Origin of the sequence: Subtercola frigoramans, assembly GCF_016907385.1 — a bacterium.
GTDB lineage: Bacteria > Actinomycetota > Actinomycetes > Actinomycetales > Microbacteriaceae > Subtercola > Subtercola frigoramans.
The window spans coordinates 835,225-854,346 of the sequence record NZ_JAFBBU010000001.1 but is presented as its reverse complement, the minus strand read 5'-3'; the positions used below and the strand labels follow the sequence as shown (position 1 = coordinate 854,346).

Genomic DNA, 19,122 nt, shown 5'->3' with positions numbered 1-19,122 from the left:
CGCTCTCTTCGGGCATATGCACAACTATACCGATGCCGGAATAGTTGTGCGAAAGACCTGAACTCAGAGGTGGCTTCGTTCCAGCTCGTCCTAAACGCCGTCGTGCTCTGGAACATCCGCTACACCGACACTGCAATCACCACACTCCGCGTGGCAGGACAAGAGAACTCCGAATTGGATGTCGCCCGACTGTCCCCACTCGGGGACGCCCACATCAACATGCTCGGTCGCTATGCCTTCACCGCACCCACCCCCATGGAACTTCGGCCACTGCGAAGCGAATCTACGGATCCGAGGGTTGCGTCCCTGAGTGTGGTGTAGTTTCTCGGGCTTGAGTGTCGCTTCGTCGACGTGATGAGCCATCGTGTGATGGTCAGTGAGAACCGATCAAAGCTACTCACAGAAAGACACAAACACACGATGGCTCTGGACCAGTCTGCCCTGCTCGAACTCCTCGCTCAACTCAAACTCACCGACGTGCCCGACCGGATCCGGGTCGCGACTGAGACGCTCTACCAGCAACTGATCGACGCGGAAGCGACCGCGTTCATCGGTGCCGCACCGTTCGAGCGTTCTGATGCCCGCACAGCTCAGCGAAACGGGTCACGCCCGCGAACCCTGACGACGACCGCTGGGGATCTGAACCTGTCGATTCCGAAGTTGCGGCAGGGCTCGTTTTTCCCCGCGCTGCTCGAGCGTCGGCGGCGGGTGGACCAGGCGTTGTACGCGGTCGTGATGGAGGCGTACCTGCACGGCGTATCGACCAGGAAGGTCGATGACCTCGTCAAAGCGCTCGGCGCTGACACCGGCATATCGAAGTCCGAAGTCTCCCGTATTTGTGCTGATCTTGATCAAGAGATCGGCCAATTCCGGAACCGCGACCTATCAGCGTTGGCGTACCCGTACGTGTTCCTGGATGCCACGTACTGCAAAGCCCGCGTCAATCACAGGGTCGTGTCCCAGGCTGTCGTTGTCGCGTTCGGTGTCGCCGCTGACGGGCGCCGCGAGGTCCTCGGCTTCGACGTCGGTGACAGCGAAAACGAGGCGTTCTGGACCGAGTTCCTGCGCACGTTGAAGGCCCGCGGGCTCGGCGGGGTGCGCCTGGTCATCTCTGACGCGCACTCCGGATTGAAGAAAGCTATCGGTGTCGTTTTCCAAGGCGCGTCGTGGCAACGCTGCCGGGTGCATTTCATGCGCAACGTGCTCGCTGTTGTGCCGCGTGCGTCGCAGGAAATGGTCGCGTCGATCATCCGGACCGCGTTGTTAACGCCGACTGAAAACAGGGCCAGTACTGCCAACTGAAAACAGGGCCACCAACCACTATGGAAGGTGATCACTTTGGATGACTGGGCAGAAATTCGTCGGTTGTATGCGTCGGGCGGGCACTCGAAAAGAGAACTCGCGAAACGGCTTGGCGTTTCGCGAGGGACGATCGATCGGGCGTTGCAGGCTGACCGGGTGCCGCGGTATGAGCGGGCGTTGACGGGGTCGAGTTTCGATGAGGTCGCACCGGCGGTTCGGAAGCTGCTGACCGACTCGCCGCGGATGCCGTCGCCAGCCCTGGCGGAGCGGGTGGGGTGGTCGGGTTCGTCGTCGTTGTTCCGGTTGAGGGTCGCAGCGATCCGGCCTGAATATCTGCCGCCGGATCCCGCTGACCGGATCGATCACCAGCCCGGTGTGCAGGTGCAATGCGATCTGTGGTTCCCGCACCAGGCGATCCCGCTGGGTCATGATCAGCACGGCATGCCGCCGGTGTTGGTGATGACGTCGACGTTCTCGGGGAACATCCAAGCGTTGATGCTGCCCTCCCGGACAACCCCCGACCTCCTCGGCGGGATGTGGCAGCTGTTGCAGCAGGCCGGCGCGGTGCCGGAGCGGCTGGTCTGGGATAACGAGACCGGTATCGGCCGGCGTAAGCTCACCGAGCCCGCTGCCGCGTTCGCTGGCACGTTGGGGACGAAGATCGTGCTGCTGCCACCGCGGGATCCGGAGTCCAAGGGCATGGTCGAGCGGATGAATCAGTTCTTCCGCTCGAGGTTCATGCCCGGCCGCAGCTTCGCATCGCCAGCGGATTTCAACAACCAGCTCGTTGACTGGTTGCCCGTCGCGAATGCCCGCTACTCGCGCTCACGGCGCGGGAAACCCGCCGAGCTTGTCGGCCGTGATCGGGCCGCGATGCGGGCCTTGTCGCCGGTGCCACCGGAGGTGCTGTTCCGGAACACGGTCAGGCTGCCTCGGGATTACTACGTGCGGGTTTTCACGAACGATTACTCGGTCAGTCCGGGCATGATCGGTCGGATCGTTGATGTTACTGCTGACCTGCACCAGGTCACTGTCACCCATGACGGCACTGTCATCGCGGTGCATCAGCGGGAGTGGGCCCGCCAGCTGATCGTCACCGATCCGGCCCATGTTGCCGAGGCGGCAGTGCTGCGGCAGGCGTTCAAACAAGTCCGCGGCTACCGGCCGTTGGAAGCTGTCGAAACCCGCGATCTTGCTTCCTACGACGACCTCTTCGGCACCGGACAGGTGGCCTGATGTCCGAGCTCGAATCCCAGTTGGAGTACTACGCCCGTGCATTGAAAGCGCCTCGGGTCGGTGAGGGTTTCCGCCGGCTCGGCGAGCAAGCCCGCGCGGACGGGTGGTCACACGAGGAGTACCTCGCCGCCGTGCTGTCGCGCGAGGTTTCCGAGCGGGAAGCATCAGGGGCGACGCTTCGGATCAAGGCTGCCCGGTTTCCCGGTTTCAAGACGTTGGAAGAGTTCAACTACGACCACCAGCCTGGCGCCGACCGCACCCTCATCGCACACTTGGGCACGAGCACTTACCTTCAGGAAGCGAAGAACGTCATCCTCCTCGGACCCCCTGGCACTGGGAAGACGCACATTGCGATCGGGCTCGGCATCAAAGCTGCGAAGACCGGCCACCGAGTGCTTTTCGATACCGCGAACGGCTGGGTCACCCGGCTGCAGGAGGCGCACTCCCGCGGCAAGCTCGCCGCCGAACTCACCCGGCTTCGCAGATACAGCCTGCTCGTCATCGACGAGGTCGGCTACGTCCCGTTCGATCAAGACGCCGCGAACCTGTTCTTCCAACTCGTGTCATCACGGTACGAACACGCGTCACTGATCCTCACCTCGAACCTGCCATTCGGGCGCTGGGGTGAAGTATTCGGCGACCCGACCATCGCGTCAGCGATGATCGACCGCGTCGTGCACCACGCCGACGTACTCAGCCTCAAAGGCACAAGCTACCGGCTCCGCGGCCACAAAACAATCACAAGTACGACAGACTAAACAAACCACGTGGCCCTGTTTTCAGTTGGCAACCGTGGCCCCATATTGAGTTGGCGTTAACACCGCGTTCGCGCAACCCGACAAAGAGCACGTCAACGCCCAGTTCGACGAGGTCGCCACGATGCTGACAAAGTCGCATCCGAAAGTCGCCAGCATGCTCCACGACGCACGCCCAGACCTCCTCGCGTTCGCCGGGTTCCCGCCGAAGCACTGGCGACAGATCTGGTCAACGAACCCGATGGAACGAGTGAACAAAGAGATCAAACGCCGTACCGACGTCGTCGGTGTGTTCCCGAACCCCGCAGCCCTGCTCCGCCTCGCCGGCGCTGTCCTCGTCGAGCAACACGACGAGTGGGAAGCCGGCGACCGCCGCTACCTCTCCGAAGCGTCGATGGCCGCGCTCCTCTCGATGGATATCGCGGAATCCGACACGCTAGAACAAGAAGTTGCGCTCCCAGAACTCATCGCCGCATAATCAAACAACTGACCCGCACGGTGTCGAGAAACTCCACCACACAGCGGGACGTGACCGATCCGAGAGAGAACTAACCGACCACCGGGTCAGGCTCAGACTGACGTGATCGGCTTAGCGCTCAATCCTGTTCCATTACTACCAAGACCCCTATACCGGGCCCGCTCCGCGCTCTTCCCTGCTTGGCCAACCATTTTCTGAACGACGCGCGTAGACGACAACATAACTCCTGAAACTACTCAGGTGTTGCAACGACAGTTAGAAACCGCCGCGCCCAGCTGGGTCCAAGTTGGGTTGACGTAGCCAGGAAACGGTGCTCCATCCTGCACCGATTTTTTGACGGTTTCCTCCGCGCCTGCTCTCCGAACGAGCTATTCGTTGCCCAACCCCCGACTTGGGTGGCTCAATCAGTTAGACGCGCGATAGTTTCACTGATCGTGCCCTAGTTTTCACTGGGGCGGCTGAGCAGACTGGGGCGCGTATCGGCGAAGCTTGATTGCAGGAGATTTCGGCCTTCCTCTTGCGCTCGTTCAATCTCGGGCGTGGTGAGACTTACCGCGCGGAGGCATGTCGTCGCGATCGTGAGGTCGTCGTCGCCGATGGTGCGCTCGCCGTTCCGCCGTAATTGAATGACCACCTCGACAATCTGCATCAAGATCGTACCGATGGTTGCTGGGTCAAGGAGCGGCCTTATTTCGGGTGACGCGGCTGCGGTGCCGAGTTGCCCGTATGCTTCACGCAAAGATGTGCGTTCGGCGCGGAAAGCTTCGAAACGTGGCTCCTGCACCTCGGGTAGCAGGTAGAGGGTGCCGATGTTGCGCCGGGCACGGCGCAACGTTTGAATGTCGACGCATGCTAAAGCAAACAATGCGCCGGCCGCGCTCACATGGGCTGGTACGCGCGCCTTGATGAGGTCGATGAAGTTGATGCTCGGGTGCACGGAATCGCTGAGCAACTCGGCGAGAATGTCGTCTTTGCCGGCGAAATGGTAGTAGAGAGATTGCTGGCGAATCCCGACCCGATCGGCTATAGCGCGCGTGGATGTGCCCGAGAAGCCTAGTTCGGCGAAGAGCGCTGCTGCCGCATCCAAGATCTGCTCACGACCCGTGAGCGACGAGACTTGGTCGGTGCTATTCGCGCGAGGGCGTCCGGCGCGTGCCGAGGCGCGGGGTTCGGCTGCGCTCATGGATCTAAGTCTTCCACGCCTGCCGCTTAGTGATTCACACCTTTACCGGGAGTTGGGTGTCAGCTTCAACGGCCTGCCGCCACGCGAGCCAGCCGCCGTAGGAACTGATGTCTTCGGCGCCCTGAATGGCGATCGGTTCGCAGAGAAATCCGCTGACGCTTGTTCCGTCGACGAGCGCAACGGGTCCAATTGTCATCGGATTCGGCAATCCTGCGACGAATCGGCCGAATCCTGCCGCGGGCAGTGACCAAACCTCGCCGCGTATGGAGTCTCCGCCGTCGCCGATGCGCAGCAGTCCGGGTTTCGGAGGAACGGTGTCGAGCGCGTAGAGCGCGTAATCGGCTCCGGTCTTCACGTCACGAACGAACGATGCGCCCTCAGCGATCAGCTGGTGGTTCAGCGGTTGGCCGCTCAGATGCGCACCTACGACCAGCAGTTCGATGCGTCTGGAGATCAATCGCCCGGCGAGCTGGTGCACGGCGAGGTCGTGGAATGCTGGTGCCGTGAACATCACGCCGAAAGGAAGGTTATCGACGACACCGGCGGGCACGGCGAGTGAGGTCATATCGAGCAGGTTGGCGAAATTAGTGAAGCGCCCCAGACGGCTGTTACCCCCGATGGGGTCGGCCGCGAGCTCATCGAACGTCGGATGCCACGTGGTGGTCGGAGTGAGCAGAGCTGAACATCCGGCCAACACCTTTTCAGAGGCGAGCCGCAGCAGATCGAGCTGCTCGCGGTCTGCGTAGTACTCCCACGCGAGCTTCGTCGCCCCGCCGAGCACAATGCTCGAGACCGTCGGGTCGAGGTCAGTTCCGATCAAGTCGCGATGTGAATCGATGTGCTGGCCGACAGCGGCGAACCGCTCGGCTACGAAGGCTCCTTCGTACAGGAGTCGTGCGGCTTCGAGCAGCGGTTCGATGTCAACTGCGACGATTTCGACCCCCGTCTCGCTCAGCTGAAAGACTGCCGCGTCGAAGGCCGTAGCCCAACCCTCCGCCAGACCATTGAGTTGTGCGGGCAGCGGCACGGCAACCCTTGGCCGGGGAGGTATCGTCACTTCTTCGAGGCTGACCGCCGCGAGCTCCGCAGCGGTCCTGGCCAATGGGTCGATTCCATCGGCGCCGGCGAGCATCTCCGCGGTACGGGTAGCGAGATCGAGGTCGCGGGCGAACACTGTGACGCAGTCAAGTGTGCGGCAGGCTGGCACGACACCCGTCGTGGGAATACGCCCGCGGGTCAGTTTGACGCCGACGATTCCGTTGAGCGCGGCCGGGACCCGGCCGGAGCCGGCGGTGTCTGTGCCCAGTGAGACATCGACGATCCCGAGCGCCACAGCGACGGCCGAGCCTGAGCTGGAACCCCCTGAGATCCGGGCAGTGTTCCACGCGTTTCTCACAGCGCCGTAAGGGCTGCGCGTTCCGACGAGCCCGGTGGCGAACTGGTCGAGATTCGTCTTGCCGATGATGACGGCCCCTGCGGCTCGGAGCCGGGCCACGGCGGTGGCATCGGAATCCGGCTCGAAGCGAAAGCTCGGTGCCGCGGCGGTGGTTGGCAGCCCGGCGACGTCGATGTTGTCTTTGACTGCCGCCGCGAGACCGGCCAGCGGCAATACCTCACCTACCAACTGTCGCTTATCGATCAGCGCTGCCTCGAGTAGGGCGTCGCTCTCGTCGCGGAGCGTGATCCAGATCTCGGGCCGGTCAAGCTGCCGGATGCGCTCATAAGCGAGCTGCACCCGAGAAACCGCTGAAATTGTCATGAATTCGCTCCAATGGACAGCAGAACCTGGCCGGGAGCGACCTGGTCGCCGCGCTCGATGTAGATTTCCAAAACGGTGCCGTCGGTGGGGCTTACCACGGTCGATTCCATCTTCATTGCCTCAAGCGACATGACCTTTTCGCCGGCGCTGACGCGTTGGCCCGGTGAAACGGAGACCTGCCAAACCGTCGAAGTGAACGGTGCTGAAACACCGGTGGCGCCATCGGGCACGACCACAGCATCCGCCGGCACGGGCTCTTTGGTATCGGGGCGCACGTCGAACTCACCCGAGGCGTGCCAGCGCTCTTTCTCCTCGGTGAACGCGCGTGTTTGGGTGGATCGAAAATCGGTGATAGAAGCGGCGTTCTCATCGAGAAAGCTCTGGTAGTCGGCGATCGCGAAGGTGCCCTCGTGCGTTTCGAAGTTTCCGCGGCCAGCGTCGGTTTCGGCGCGCAGTTCGAGCAGTTCATCCGCTGACACCGGGTACCAGTTGATCCGGTCGAAGAAGCGCAGCGCCCACGGGTTCTCGGCGAACAAGCCACCCCGCCTGAACCGGTTCCAGACCTGAACGGTCCGGCCGACGAACTGGTAGCCACCAGGACCTTCCATACCGTAAATGCACAGGTACGCGCCTCCGATGCCCACGGAGTTTTCGGCCGTCCAGGTGCGCGCCGGGTTGTATTTCGTGGTCACGAGTCGGTGCCGTGGGTCAAGCGGCGTTGCCACAGGGGCGCCGAGGTACACGTCGCCGAGCCCGAGCACCAGGTACGACGCATCGAACACTGTTCTGTACACGTCGTCGACAGAGTCGAGGCCGTTGATACGCCTGATGAATTCGATGTTCGACGGTGTCCACGGGGCGTCGTTGCGCACACCGTTCATATAACGCTCAATGGCGAGATGCGTGGCCGGGTCGTCCCACGACAGCGGCAGCCTGACTGTGCGCGAGGGCACCACCAGCTGGTTCGTTGCCGGGATCTCTGATTCCACCTCTTGCAGGAGGCCTGCCAGCGTCGAGGCCTTGAGAACCGCCTGGTCCGTGTGGATCTGCAGCGACCGGATACCCGGCGTGAGCTCCATCACGCCGTTGACTTTTTCGTCGTTGAGCTTCGTCATCAGCGCGTGCACTCGCATGCGCAACCCGAGGTCGAGGGTGAGGTCGCCGTATTCCACGAGCAGGTTGTCGTCGCCGTCACGCCGATACGTGACCGACGGACGCGCATCGGTCTGTTCTAGCCGTGCGATCACACCGTCGTCACCGTCACCCCCGCGGCCTGCCACCGAGTAAGAAGAACGGTATTCGATCAGGTCGGCCGCGTCGGCCTCCCGAATTGCCACGAACCTGATCGTGTCTCCTGGGCGTAACTGCCCGAGCTTCCAGAGGTCACCGCTTCCAACGACCGCAGGGCAGACGAACCCGCCGAGGCTCGGCCCGTCAGGACCCAGGATGATCGGGGTGTCACCGGTGAAATCGATAGCACCAACAGCGTACGGGTTGTCGTGGATGTTCGACGGGTGCAGCCCCGCCTCTCCCCCGTCACTACGCGCCCACTTCGGGCGTGGCCCGATCAGCCTGACACCTGTGCGGGCCGAGTTGTAGTGCACCTCGTAGTCGGTGGCATAGAAGGTCTGCATGTCCTCGCGCGTGAAGAACTCGGGAGCCGCGTGCGGGCCCTCGGTCACGGCGATCTGCCAGGTGTTCGTCAGAGCTGGGCGCCGATTAATCGGCGTGGGGCCGCTGGGCTCGCTGAGCCTGGCGGCGTCGGCAAACGCCGGATGCTCGGCCTCCGAGTCCGGTGAACCCGGCCGCAGCACGTCCCCGGGTAGCAGGGCACGCCCGGCGTGGCCGCCGAATCCGCCGAGCGTGAAAGTTGAAGCGCTGCCGAGGTAGAGCGGCACATCGATCCCGCCGCGGATCGCAAGATACGCGCGTTGCCCGGGGCCGGCGAGTGTGCCGATCGTCAGTGTCGCGCCTGCCGGCACTTCAACCGGTTCCCAGAATGCGATCGGTTCACCGTCGATGGTAGCCACTGCAGGTGCGCCGGTGAGGGCGATGAGGGAGGGCGTGCTGAACCGCAGTGTCGGCCCGGTCGCGGTGATTTCCATGCCCGGCGCACCGGACGGGTTACCGACGGCGAGGTTCGCCTCGATGAGCGAGACGGCATCCATAGGCCCGCTCGGGGGAACGCCAACCTGCCAGTAGCCTGTGCGGCCTGGGACATCTTGCACGGTCGTCATCGCTCCTGATTCGATGACGTCGATGCGGGGGTCTGGGTCGACGGTCACCTCAAGCGTTGACGTGGAATGAGTGGCTGAGCGCAGGGCTGTTTCGTCGGTGAGTGAACGTAGCAGCCCGAGGTTGGTGACAACGCCATCGACGCGGCTTGAATCCAGCCCCTCGCGCAGCAAATCAATCGCCTCATCGCGCGTCGCGGCGACGGCGATGACCTTTGCCAGCATCGGGTCGTAGAAGGGCGAGACCTCCAGACCGGTCTCGATCCAGCCGTCGACGCGCACACCGTGAAGCGCCGGGACACCGAGCCCGGGAAACACGGCTTGGGTGACGAGTCCCGAGCTGGGCAGACCGTTCTTCGCGGGGTCCTCGGCGTACACGCGGGCCTCAAACGCAAAACCGTGAGGTTCGAAGGTGCGAGTGAACGCGTTCGGCTCGAGACCATTTGCACCATCGCGGGCGAGACGCAGCATCATCGCGACCAGGTCGACACCGTAGACCTCTTCTGTCACCGGATGCTCGACCTGAAGCCGCGTGTTCACCTCAAGAAACGACGCCTCTTCGCGAATCGGGTCGTAAACGAACTCGACCGTGCCGGCTGAGCGGTAGTTCACAGAGGCAGCGAGGGCACGAGCGGATTCGTGCAACTGGTCACGCACGTGCTCAGGCAGCGCGGGCGCGGGCGCCTCTTCGATGACTTTCTGGTTTCGGCGTTGCAGAGAGCAATCGCGGTCGCCGATGATCGCGACACGGCCATCTCCGGCGCCGAACAGCTGCACCTCGACGTGCCGCGCCGGCCTGACGAGGCGCTCGAGAAAAACGCCGGCCGAACCGAAATTCTTCTCGCCGAGCCGCACGACGCGGTCGTAGGCGTCGAGCACCTCCTCGACACTAAAACAAGCCTGCATTCCGATGCCGCCGCCGCCGCCCGTCGCTTTCAGCATCACGGGCAGCCCGATGCGTTGCGACTCAGCCACGGCTTCGTCGGCCGATGACAACAGGCCCGTTCCGGCCAGCATGGGCACCCCGGCCGCCGCCGCGAGTTCGCGAGCGGTGTGCTTCTCGCCGAACGACGCAATCTGCTGCACGGTCGGGCCGACAAAGCTGATACCCTCGGCTTCGATACGCTTGGCGAATTCGAGGTTCTCCGACAGAAAACCATAACCCGGGTGAATGGCACCGACGCCGAACCGGTGCGCGGCAGCGATGATGGCGTCGACGTTGAGGTACGAGTCCGCGGCAGGGGCCGGGCCCAGCCGTACCGCTTCATCGGCCTCACGCACGTGCGGAGCGGCACGGTCGGCATCGGAGTACACGGCGACCGTGCGAAGGCCCAGGCTCCGCGCTGAGCGGATGATGCGCCGGGCGATCTCGCCACGATTGGCGACGAGTAGGGTGTCAAAACTCATGAGGTGCCTGCCGGTTAGATGGTGACGGCGTCGGCAGAGCTGCCGGCCGTTATCGGAGAGCCCGCTGCAGTCACGATCATCCGCAACGGCGTGCAGTTGAAGTCGTTACACGGGTTGTTCATCTGCGGGCAATTCGAGACGATGACCAGGACATCCATTTCAGCTTTGATGGCCACTCGTTTACCTGGCGCTGACATGCCGTCGACGATTCCGAGAGAGCCGTCTTGTTCGATTGGCACATTCATGAACCAATTGATGTTCGAGACCAAGTCTCGCGCACCGAGCCCGTGTCTGGCCGCCTCGGTCAGAAAGTTCTCTCGACAGGCGTGCTGGTACGCGGTGTGGTAGCCGTAACGCAGCGTGTTCGACTCTTTCGAGCAGGCGCCCCCGATGGTGTCTTGGCGATCGATCTCATTACCAATCAGCGTCATCAGTGGCCGGCCCAGGTTCGATCGCAGAACGCTCCCTTCTCGCAGGTAGGCGTTGCCCTGCCAGGCGAGAGTGTCGGGAACCGAATACCGTTCATCCGAGTTGGCCGCGCTGAATATGAGACAGTCTGCGGATTGGTTTCCGCCGACGTCGACGATCGTGAGGACGTCGCCGGATCGCACGATCGCCGACCAGGGCGCGCATGGCGCTACCGTCTCATCGAGCACGATCTCGGTGCCGACGAGCGGGCCGGACGGCTCGAGTGGCGTGTCAGGGGCGAATATTGCGCCGATCGGGACCGTCGACGAGAGCGTGCCGGTGGCGGTCGAGTAGGTCGCGGTCGTGGTCGAGGTCACAGAGCACGCGCCTTTGCATAGTCGAGGGTGTTGAGATAGGCCCGGTTCAGTTCCGGGCTGGCGGTGAAGCGGGCATCTGATTCGTTTGTTGCTTCGCCGGGCCACGCGTGCACCCGCAACGGGCCGACCAGATAGTCGCTCGACGGGTCAAGAGGGTGCGCGGTATTCGCGACAAGAACCACCAATGGCAGTTCGGCAGTGAGTTCCACGAACGAGGGGTCGCCGATGCTGCCAGTGAAGACGAACCTCCCATCCGGGTCGACCCGAACACCCTGGAAGAACGAGATGCTAGGCGGCAGGTCGCGAGCCGTGAGTCCGTGTTTCGCTGCGGCCATCGTGAACAGGGCTCGGCCCGACGGCGCCGGCCCTTCCGGCGCCGCCGTTCCGTATTTTTGTTTGTTGAACAGCTCGGTGCTTGCTCCGCAGAACGCGTCGTGCCGACCGGAGGTGTCCGCGGTGATTGTTGCCAGTACCCGACCGTCTCCGGAGAGCAGCGGATGCCCGGTGCCGAGGTAGGCCTGCCACGGAATCTTCACGGTGTCGGCGACATTCAGCCTCTCGTTCGTCTCTAGCGCGTTGTACAGAATGACGTTCGCGCACGCGGCCCCCGTCGGGTCGTCGAAACGAATCCGCGTGCCCCGGGCAATGACCCGGTGCGCGTACCCTCCAGGCGCGACCGTCTCTGCCCAGAGCAATGCTTCGGCCTCAACGCCCACGGGAACGTGTGGCGATGATGAGGCTGGCAGGTACGGCATGAACTCGGCGGTCAGCGCAGCGCGGGCTCGAGCATCGGCCTGAGCGGACAGCACGCTGTCGGTGGGGCGGGATTCGACTGGCGAAGACATGGAGCAGGTTCTTTCTGACGAGGGCGGTCAGGCCACGGAGCCGACGGCGCCGGAATCGGCGACAACCGCAATAGCGGCCGTCGCGGGCAGGTGGCCAAGTTCGATGCCGCCAGCTCGACGAACAACGAAGCGGTGTACGAAGAAGCCGACGACCAGCGCCGCGCCGATAAACAGAATCGCGCTCCACTGCAGCCACCAGGTGTTGCCGGTGAGGTCATAGATCTCCGTCCGGGGCCACGCGAGGTTGATCACCATGCCGATCTGGTAGACGATTGCGATGGCGTTCAACGGGATGCCCCAACGGCCAAGGTTGAACAGCGGTTTGCCGTCTTCGTCGACGCCGGGTGGGAAGCCCTGCTTGCGCAGCCGGACGCGCCGCACAAGCAGCGGAACGGTCACCCCCAGGTAAGCGAGATACAACATCGCGATGCACAGGCTTGACAGTGCGGTGAAGATGGCCGATTGCCCGAAATTCACACCCAGCGCGATTGCTGCTCCCACCCCGACGACAATGCTCGTCGCGACCGGTGTGCCGGTGCGTGGTGAGACCTTCGACAGGATGCGCCAAAACGGCAGGGCACGCTCTCTGGCCATCGAGTACATCATGCGTGAACCCGCAGTCTGAACCGCCAGCGTGCACGCGAACACCGCAATCGCGACCGCAACGAGAATGAGCCGGCCGAGGAACGGCCCGAGCCGCTCGGTGACCACGTAGGCCATGCCACCCGTCGCGAGGCTGCCATCGGTCAGACTGGGCGCGGCGACCAACGCGCCGATGATCAGCAGTGCACCGCCAAGACCCGACACGACAACAGCGCGGATGATCGTCTTCGAAATCGTTTTTCGCGGAGCGTGAGTTTCTTCGGCCAGCTCACCCGCGGAATCGAAACCGACAAGCACATACGCGGCCATCAACGAAGACGCCAGCCAAGCCCAGATATATGGGTTGTCCGTCGGCGCAGCACCCTCGGTCGTGAACACGACACCAGGGCTGCGCTCGGGCAGCAGCATGAGCGCAACAACGAGCACGATCACTCCCACGATCTCAATGATTACGCCCACGCTCGTGGCGAGAGCCATCAGACGCACACTCAAAATATTCACGATCGTCGTGATCACGAGCAGAATCACTCCGAGAAGCACGGCGTTCTGCGCTCCGGTCGGCGAGGTGAGGGCCGGGTTGGCCGCCGGACCGCCCACAATCTGAAAACCGTCCCAGATCGACGGCAGCACGGCCTGCACGGCGATAGCCGCGACAGCGACCGTCAACACTTGGCCGACGATCATCACCCACCCGGTGAACCAGCCAAATGTCGTTCCAGCCAGACGGCTTGTCCACTGGAAGATGGCGCCCGCAATGGGCCAACTCGCAGCGAGCTGCGCGAAGTTCAAGGCGACGAGCAGCTGGCCGGCGAAGACTAGCGGCCATGTCCAGAAAAACGCGGCACCGCCGAACCCGAAGCCCAGTCCGAAGAGCTGGAAAACCGTCGTGAGAATAGAGACAAAGGAAAATCCGGCAGCGAACGAGGAGAACGAACCGACACCACGGTGTAGCTCCTGTTTATATATCCTAGGCACCGCCGCAGTCGGCGACACGGAAGAACTTGGGTGGAGCTGGGTTGGTTCGGTGGCACTCATAACAAACGCCTTTCACAAGCGGAGCATCCAATACCTGTCAATCGACAGGTGATGTGCCAATCCTTGTCGCGGGCCATTGCCCAGCGATTTCGTCGACATTAAGTCTGTGTTTCGTCCAAGCGGCGTTTCCGCTAAGTACCATCACCCGCTCAGTCGACCCGTCACGATCCCTGCAAACCTGAATCTGAACTTGACCATCTCAGTCACCGTCTTCGACCTTGCCCCGATACGCATGTTCACGGCAAGAAATACGCCACCGTGTTCATGGCCGAGGTGCTCAGTCCACTCCTTTTCCAGGCCGGTCTGTTCCTCCTTGTCAGGAGTCAAACCGAAAATCGTACAGACCCGGATGGAACAGGCTCGAGGGGAGCAGGCTCGGGTCTATGGGCGCGTGTGCGACTCGGTTTCGCGGGCGTGAACCATCCGCCCGATCAGCACGGCGACAGCGACCGACAGTGGAAGCCAGATAGCCGCAGCGAGGGTTGTCGCTTTGACGGCATCGTGGAGAAGATCGTGCATCGTGTTTCCTTGTCATCTGAGTCGAACCCGTCCCATGCACTTCAGTTCTGGCATTTGCGCGAGGTACAACCCTCACACTATGAACCCGTTGATTAGATGGCATCGCCCGACCGAGCGATCCCTTTGTCATCCCCAAGGATTACGGACACGCCTTGCCCCTCGAGCGTTTGCCCATCAATCGAGGCGTGTTCGGGACCAGTGCTGAATTCCCATCAGGTGGTGATCCGAAAAATGATTGAGGGTGCGAGGCTTCGCGTCGGGCTAGCCGGGCGTGAGGGCTGTGACCACCGTTCGGGCGCTTGTCCAGTAGCTCGTGTAGTAGTCCGGGTCGGCGTTGACTTGCACGGCGTGTGCGGCCTGGGTGGGGGTGAGGCTGACCCATCCGGGAACTTTCATCAAGGCGTCGAAGAAGTTGGTGGCGGCCGTGTACGGGTTCATTCGATCGGCCAGCGATCCCCACGCTCCGTTGTCTCGTTGTTGAAACAGTCCGCGACTGTCGGCGCCAGCGGCATCGCCATAATCGAGGTTGACAAGGCCTGATTCACCCATGGCTGTCATGACACCGACGGCTTGGGTGTGCACGCCGACTCCGGCATCACGACCGGCGTTGATGATGTGGGCCGCGTTGACGAGTTCGGGTTGACAATACCCACCGATCGGGCCTGCCGGCACCGCGATCGTACCAACGTCAACCACGGCGGCGGCCGGGCAGCTGACCGCTCTGCCATGCGAAAGGGATCCCGTTGCGAAGGGGATGGACGAGCATCCTGCTGTGACGGTGAGGAGAACTGCCGATAGTGCCACCGGGATTACCGAGGTTGTACGAGTTCGCACAAGACCTCCCGACTCGAATTTTCTCAAAGACCACACTGGGCCAGCGGTGAGCATAACCAGCGGACATGTTCGAACCCATGAGTAACACTGTGAATCACATGATTGACCAGGTTCGGGGCTTCTTGAGGGCACCCGATCTGAGCGAATGTCTCTCCGAGTTCGTTCTCACGTTGGTCTCACTGAGCGGAGTCTACTTTTGGCCATGGGCCGTGAGCGGGTCTACACCGGAGGAGAGTGGCATGTGGGTTGGGTATATTCTTCGTGAACTCGGCCATCGATGGCGGCAAGCCGCCACGGTGATCCTCGGGATCGCGGTTGCTGTTGCGGTCGTGATCGTGATCGGTGGTGTCGCGCTCGGGTTGAAGGCGGCACAATCAGATGCGGTGGCGTCACTGTACGGCGTTGGTACGGACATTACGGTGACGCGGCCAGCCGCGCCCGGATCGGCTGCACCGACGTTCAATTTCGGCAAGGCGGACGGTGCTTCAGCGGGCGGTTCGACGCAGTTCGTTCAAAGCAAGCTTGCCGTTGCCCGAGGACTGGCGACATCGGATATGTCACAAACCGCCACGGTGGGCGCAGTCCCATCGGTGTCGTCAGTCGAGTCGGTTCTGATGCTCGACAATTACGACTTCAGTGGTGTGATCCCTGACATTACCGGGAACCTCCCACCCGCTTCGGGGGATGGCGTCGCTGCCGACGGCCCGACCGGGGCCGATGGTGCGGGTGGGAGCTCGTTCGGCGTCGATACCTTCAGCGTTGCTGGTATCGACGTGGCGCACGAAGCCGACGCTGGCCCTCTCGCATCGACGACGGTCACCGCGGGTCGGGCATTGACAATCGCGGATGTCGGACAGCGGGTGGCGTTAGTTGACGAGGCGTATGCGAAAGAAAACCAGCTCAGTGTCGGGGGTCCGGTGAACATCGGCGGCGTCGACATACCCATTGTCGGATTGGTGACTGCGTCCTCGACTGGCACTCCGACGCGGGCGAATGCGTACCTGCCGTTGGATGTTGCGCAGACTTTGAGTGGCCTGCCGGGCCAGATCACCCATGTCTACGTCAAAGCAGCGTCCGCATCCGATGTTGGCTCGATTCAGCAAGCGTTGAAGTCGGCGCTTCCGGAAACGGTTGTTGAAACTCAGTCAGAGCTGGCGGGTAGCGTAACCGGTTCGTTGACGACGGCCAACGATTTGAGCCGCACGCTGGGTTTGTGGTTGAGCGTCATTGCCTTTGCGGCTGCAACTCTTCTCGCCGCACTCTTCACCGTCGCCGGCGTCACCCGCCGCACCCGCGAATTCGGAACGCTCAAGGCTCTCGGGTGGAAGAACTGGCAAGTCTCTTCGCAGGTTGCCGGTGAGGCGGTGGTGGAAGCGATTTTCGGCACAGTCGTCGGGCTCGCCCTGGGTGCTGTGAGCATCCTGGTGGTCAACGCTTTCGCGCCGTCGTTCGCGGCCACCCTGTCAACGTCTGGGGCATCCGCACAGATTCCCCTCACGTCGCCGTTTCCTGCTGCTCTGGTGCCCGTGGTGGTTGGCCTGTCGATCGGCGCGGCTCTGGTTTCCTCGATCGCGGGCTCTCTGAGAGTCGCCCGCCTTCGCCCATCTGAAGCGCTTCGAAGCGCGGAGTAGAGAACCCATGTATGAGCTCGTGAACGTATCGAAGTCGTACCGCAGCCGGGACGGCGCCGTGACTGCTCTAGACGGGGTGTCGCTGGAAATCGGAGATGGGGAATGGGTGGCCGTTCAGGGTCCGACCGGCGGCGGGAAGTCCACGTTGCTGCAACTGCTCGGTGCTCTGGAGCAACCAACATCGGGAACGGTCACGCTCAGCGCTGATTCTGGTGCGCTTGATCTTGGGGCCCTGTCAGAGCAGAGACTTTCCGGGATTCGCGCGAATCGAATCGGGTTCGTCTTTCAAAGCTTCAACCTCATTCCGACTCTCACGGCTGTCAACAATGTGGTTGCCGCGCTTCGCCCGATCGGGGTGCGCGGGCCCGTTGCGCACGCTCGCGCCCGGGAAGCGCTCGGGCGGGTGGGGCTCGGTGACCGAGTCAATCACCTGCCGGCGGCGCTCTCCGGAGGCCAGCAGCAACGAGTGGCCATTGCGCGAGCGTTGGTCAAGAACCCGGATGTCATCCTGGCAGATGAACCAACCGGGAACCTCGATGAGAGGATGCGTGACGAGATCGTGAGCCTGTTGCAACGCATCTGCGAAGAACAGAAGGTGACGCTAGTGATGGTGACCCACGACCGCCAGGTTGCGTCCCGCGCGGGACGCATCCTGACCCTCGACGGCGGCCGACTCGTTTCTGGCGCGGAAGTCTAGGCGCGTCGTAGGTTACCGTGCAGCTATGAGAATTCTGGTTGTCGAAGATGATCTGAGAATCGCTGACGTTCTCCGGCGCGCCTTGGGTGAAGCTGGGTACGCGGTCGACGTTACTCATTCCACGTCGGCGGCGATGGAGGCGTTCTCTGTCGAGAAATATGATCTCGTTCTGCTCGATTTGCTGCTCCCCGGGTTGCCAGGCGGAGGGATGGAGGTGTGTCGACTGATCCGGGCAGAGAACAGGGACGTACCCATACTGATGCTCACGGCCGTCGATTCGCCGCGCAACCGGGTCAGCGGGCTGGACGCCGGCGCGGACGACTACCTGACGAAACCGTTCCACCTGCAAGAACTCTTAGCGCGCGTCCGTGCACTCCTGCGAAGGGCCCCGCGAGCCGATCATCCCATCGTCACCGTGGGGAGTGTTTCTCTCAACCCAGCAACTCGTGCAGCGAGCCGGGGGGATCGAACCATTGCTTTGACGAGCAAGGAATTCGCGGTTCTGGAATACCTGATGCGAAACGCCGGGACGATTGTCAGTGCCTCCGAACTCATCGACCACGCGTGGGATGGCAACTACGAGGGGTACAGCAACGTGGTGCAGACGTACATCCGGTATATCAGGCAGAAGGTCAACGAGCCGAGTGAAGCCGATTTCATTCGCACCCACCGCGGCATGGGTTATTCGGTGGAGCCGGGAGCATGATCTTCAGACAGGCGACGATACGCCTGACAGTGGTGTTCACGCTGATCCTCTTGGTACTTTTCGGAGCATTCGCTGCCGGGGTATACCTTTTCGTGGTCAGCTCCTTCGACTACGACAGCGCCCTCAACACCGGCAACAGTGCCGTGGATGCTGCCGAGCAAAGCTTCGCGGACCTCCGCTTCGGACTCGCGACCGGCTACCTGGCACTCGTGATCGTGCTGCCCGTCATCTGCTTCCTCATGGTCCGCCTCGTGCTCAGGCCTGCCCGCCGAGGATTCGAAGCTCAACAGCGTTTCGTCGACGACGCCTCGCACGAGTTCCGCACGCCGCTGAGTATCATCCAAGGCGAATTGGAACTCGTCATCAGCCGCCCGCGCCCCCGGGACGAGTACGTCACCGCAATCACCACCGCACTTGATGAAGTCGATCACCTCAACACACTCACAAGCGACCTGCTGCTTCTGACGCGCGCCAACACGGCCACGTTGATGACCGCGTTTCAGCCCGTCAGCCTCGGCACGGTCGTCGATCGGGCGGTCGACTCCTACTCGCGCGGACCCCAGACCGGCAGGCTCACCGTCACAGGCAGCGACGTGATCGTGTACGGCTCCGACGACCTCCTGATCCGTGCTGTGGGCAACATCATCGACAATGCCCTGAAATTCTCCCCTCCCAAAAGTAAGGTGTCGGTGACCGTTTCGGAGCACGCAGACCACGCACGCATCGTGGTCACGGACACCGGTACGGGTTTGACTTCTGGAGAAAAAACGCACGCGTTCGAACGATTCTGGCGCGCGGAAACATCTCGAACATTGCCCGGCCAGGGCCTCGGCCTGGCGCTCGTGAAACAAATCATCGAAGCCCACCACGGAACCGTGAAATTGGCGTCGAACGAAGGACACGGAACCCGAGTGACGCTGGAAATACCCACCGATGCACGCTGACCGATTTCACTGAGAAACCGCTGCGCCGCCCTGTGGCGAGGCCTGGACCGGGCGGCGTCCCAGAGCCGAAAATGAGACCACCGTGAGGACGATTCGGATGCCGCCTCTCCCATACCTTGTGGGCAGCTGGGAACCCCCGGGCAGCATCTATTCAGGCAGCCAACGATTT

Annotated in this window: 14 protein-coding genes and 4 pseudogenes; 9 read left to right on the top strand and 9 right to left on the bottom strand. The window is 62.5% G+C overall.

From position 1 onward, the window contains the following. Nucleotides 1-42: 42 nt before the first annotated feature. The 5 genes and pseudogenes from JOE66_RS17770 to JOE66_RS04100 form a co-directional block, all read left to right on the top strand. Nucleotides 43-321 (top strand): annotated as a pseudogene (locus JOE66_RS17770) (Tn3 family transposase); the annotation flags it as partial. A 99-nt stretch (nt 322-420) separates the two neighbouring features. Beyond that, nucleotides 421-1,272 (top strand): annotated as a pseudogene (locus JOE66_RS04115) (IS256 family transposase); the annotation flags it as partial. Nucleotides 1,273-1,329: 57 nt separating this feature from the next. Then, nucleotides 1,330-2,538, top strand: coding sequence for an IS21 family transposase (gene istA / locus JOE66_RS04110; protein ID WP_205106297.1), 1,209 nt, complete (start codon nt 1,330-1,332; stop codon nt 2,536-2,538). Further along, the gene (istB, locus tag JOE66_RS04105; protein ID WP_205107004.1) at nt 2,538-3,296 is read left to right on the top strand and encodes an IS21-like element helper ATPase IstB; all 759 of its coding nucleotides are present in this window, start codon (nt 2,538-2,540) and stop codon (nt 3,294-3,296) included. The genes istA and istB overlap by 1 nt, the downstream gene beginning before the upstream one ends. Before the next feature lie 55 nt (nt 3,297-3,351). Beyond that, nucleotides 3,352-3,771: pseudogene (locus JOE66_RS04100) on the top strand (transposase); the annotation flags it as partial. Nucleotides 3,772-4,210: 439 nt separating this feature from the next. On the opposite strand, the gene JOE66_RS04095 reads toward JOE66_RS04100, so the two are convergent. The 9 genes and pseudogenes from JOE66_RS04095 to JOE66_RS04055 all read right to left on the bottom strand — a co-directional run bounded on the left by JOE66_RS04095 (nt 4,211) and on the right by JOE66_RS04055 (nt 14,945). Next, nucleotides 4,211-4,954, bottom strand: a complete 744-nt coding sequence (locus tag JOE66_RS04095; RefSeq protein ID WP_205107002.1) for a TetR/AcrR family transcriptional regulator — start codon at nt 4,952-4,954, stop codon at nt 4,211-4,213. Nucleotides 4,955-4,988: 34 nt separating this feature from the next. Next, nucleotides 4,989-6,713 carry an allophanate hydrolase gene (locus tag JOE66_RS04090; RefSeq protein ID WP_205107000.1) on the bottom strand — a complete coding sequence of 575 codons (1,725 nt, stop codon included), beginning with the start codon at nt 6,711-6,713 and terminating at the stop codon, nt 4,989-4,991. After that, on the bottom strand, nt 6,710-10,354 hold the full coding sequence (uca, locus tag JOE66_RS04085; RefSeq protein ID WP_205106998.1) for an urea carboxylase: 3,645 nt from the start codon (nt 10,352-10,354) through the stop codon (nt 6,710-6,712). The genes JOE66_RS04090 and uca overlap by 4 nt, the downstream gene beginning before the upstream one ends. A 14-nt stretch (nt 10,355-10,368) precedes the next feature. Further along, a complete protein-coding gene (locus JOE66_RS04080; RefSeq protein ID WP_307827276.1) occupies nt 10,369-11,067 on the bottom strand; it encodes an urea amidolyase associated protein UAAP2 in 699 nt (232 codons plus the stop codon). Between the two features lie 68 nt (nt 11,068-11,135). Further along, nucleotides 11,136-11,984: an urea amidolyase associated protein UAAP1 gene (locus JOE66_RS04075; protein ID WP_205106996.1), complete on the bottom strand. Its 849-nt coding sequence runs from the start codon at nt 11,982-11,984 to the stop codon at nt 11,136-11,138. A gap of 27 nt (nt 11,985-12,011) precedes the next feature. Next, on the bottom strand, nt 12,012-13,562 hold the full coding sequence (locus tag JOE66_RS04070) for an APC family permease (RefSeq protein WP_307827040.1): 1,551 nt from the start codon (nt 13,560-13,562) through the stop codon (nt 12,012-12,014). A 173-nt stretch (nt 13,563-13,735) separates the two neighbouring features. Further along, a pseudogene (locus JOE66_RS04065) lies at nt 13,736-13,928 on the bottom strand (transposase); the annotation flags it as partial. A gap of 75 nt (nt 13,929-14,003) precedes the next feature. Next, nucleotides 14,004-14,141, bottom strand: coding sequence for a hypothetical protein (locus JOE66_RS04060; RefSeq protein ID WP_205106989.1), 138 nt, complete (start codon nt 14,139-14,141; stop codon nt 14,004-14,006). Nucleotides 14,142-14,402: 261 nt separating this feature from the next. Then, nucleotides 14,403-14,945: a hypothetical protein gene (locus tag JOE66_RS04055; protein ID WP_205106310.1), complete on the bottom strand. Its 543-nt coding sequence runs from the start codon at nt 14,943-14,945 to the stop codon at nt 14,403-14,405. Nucleotides 14,946-15,214: 269 nt separating this feature from the next. Between JOE66_RS04055 and JOE66_RS04050 the strand changes: the two genes are divergently transcribed. Genes JOE66_RS04050 through JOE66_RS04035 form a run of 4 tightly spaced genes read left to right on the top strand, consistent with a single transcriptional unit; the run spans nt 15,215 to nt 18,953 of the window. Beyond that, complete coding sequence (locus JOE66_RS04050; RefSeq protein ID WP_205106987.1) at nt 15,215-16,606, top strand: ABC transporter permease; 1,392 nt, start codon at nt 15,215-15,217, stop codon at nt 16,604-16,606. 7 nt (nt 16,607-16,613) lie between these two features. Continuing rightward, nucleotides 16,614-17,303, top strand: a complete 690-nt coding sequence (locus JOE66_RS04045) for an ABC transporter ATP-binding protein (protein ID WP_205106985.1) — start codon at nt 16,614-16,616, stop codon at nt 17,301-17,303. 25 nt (nt 17,304-17,328) lie between these two features. After that, nucleotides 17,329-18,009 (top strand): response regulator transcription factor, encoded by a 681-nt coding sequence (locus tag JOE66_RS04040; protein WP_205106307.1) that lies wholly within the window; start codon nt 17,329-17,331, stop codon nt 18,007-18,009. After that, nucleotides 18,006-18,953 carry a sensor histidine kinase gene (locus tag JOE66_RS04035; RefSeq protein ID WP_205106306.1) on the top strand — a complete coding sequence of 316 codons (948 nt, stop codon included), beginning with the start codon at nt 18,006-18,008 and terminating at the stop codon, nt 18,951-18,953. The genes JOE66_RS04040 and JOE66_RS04035 overlap by 4 nt, the downstream gene beginning before the upstream one ends. The last annotated feature ends 169 nt before the right edge of the window (nt 18,954-19,122 follow it).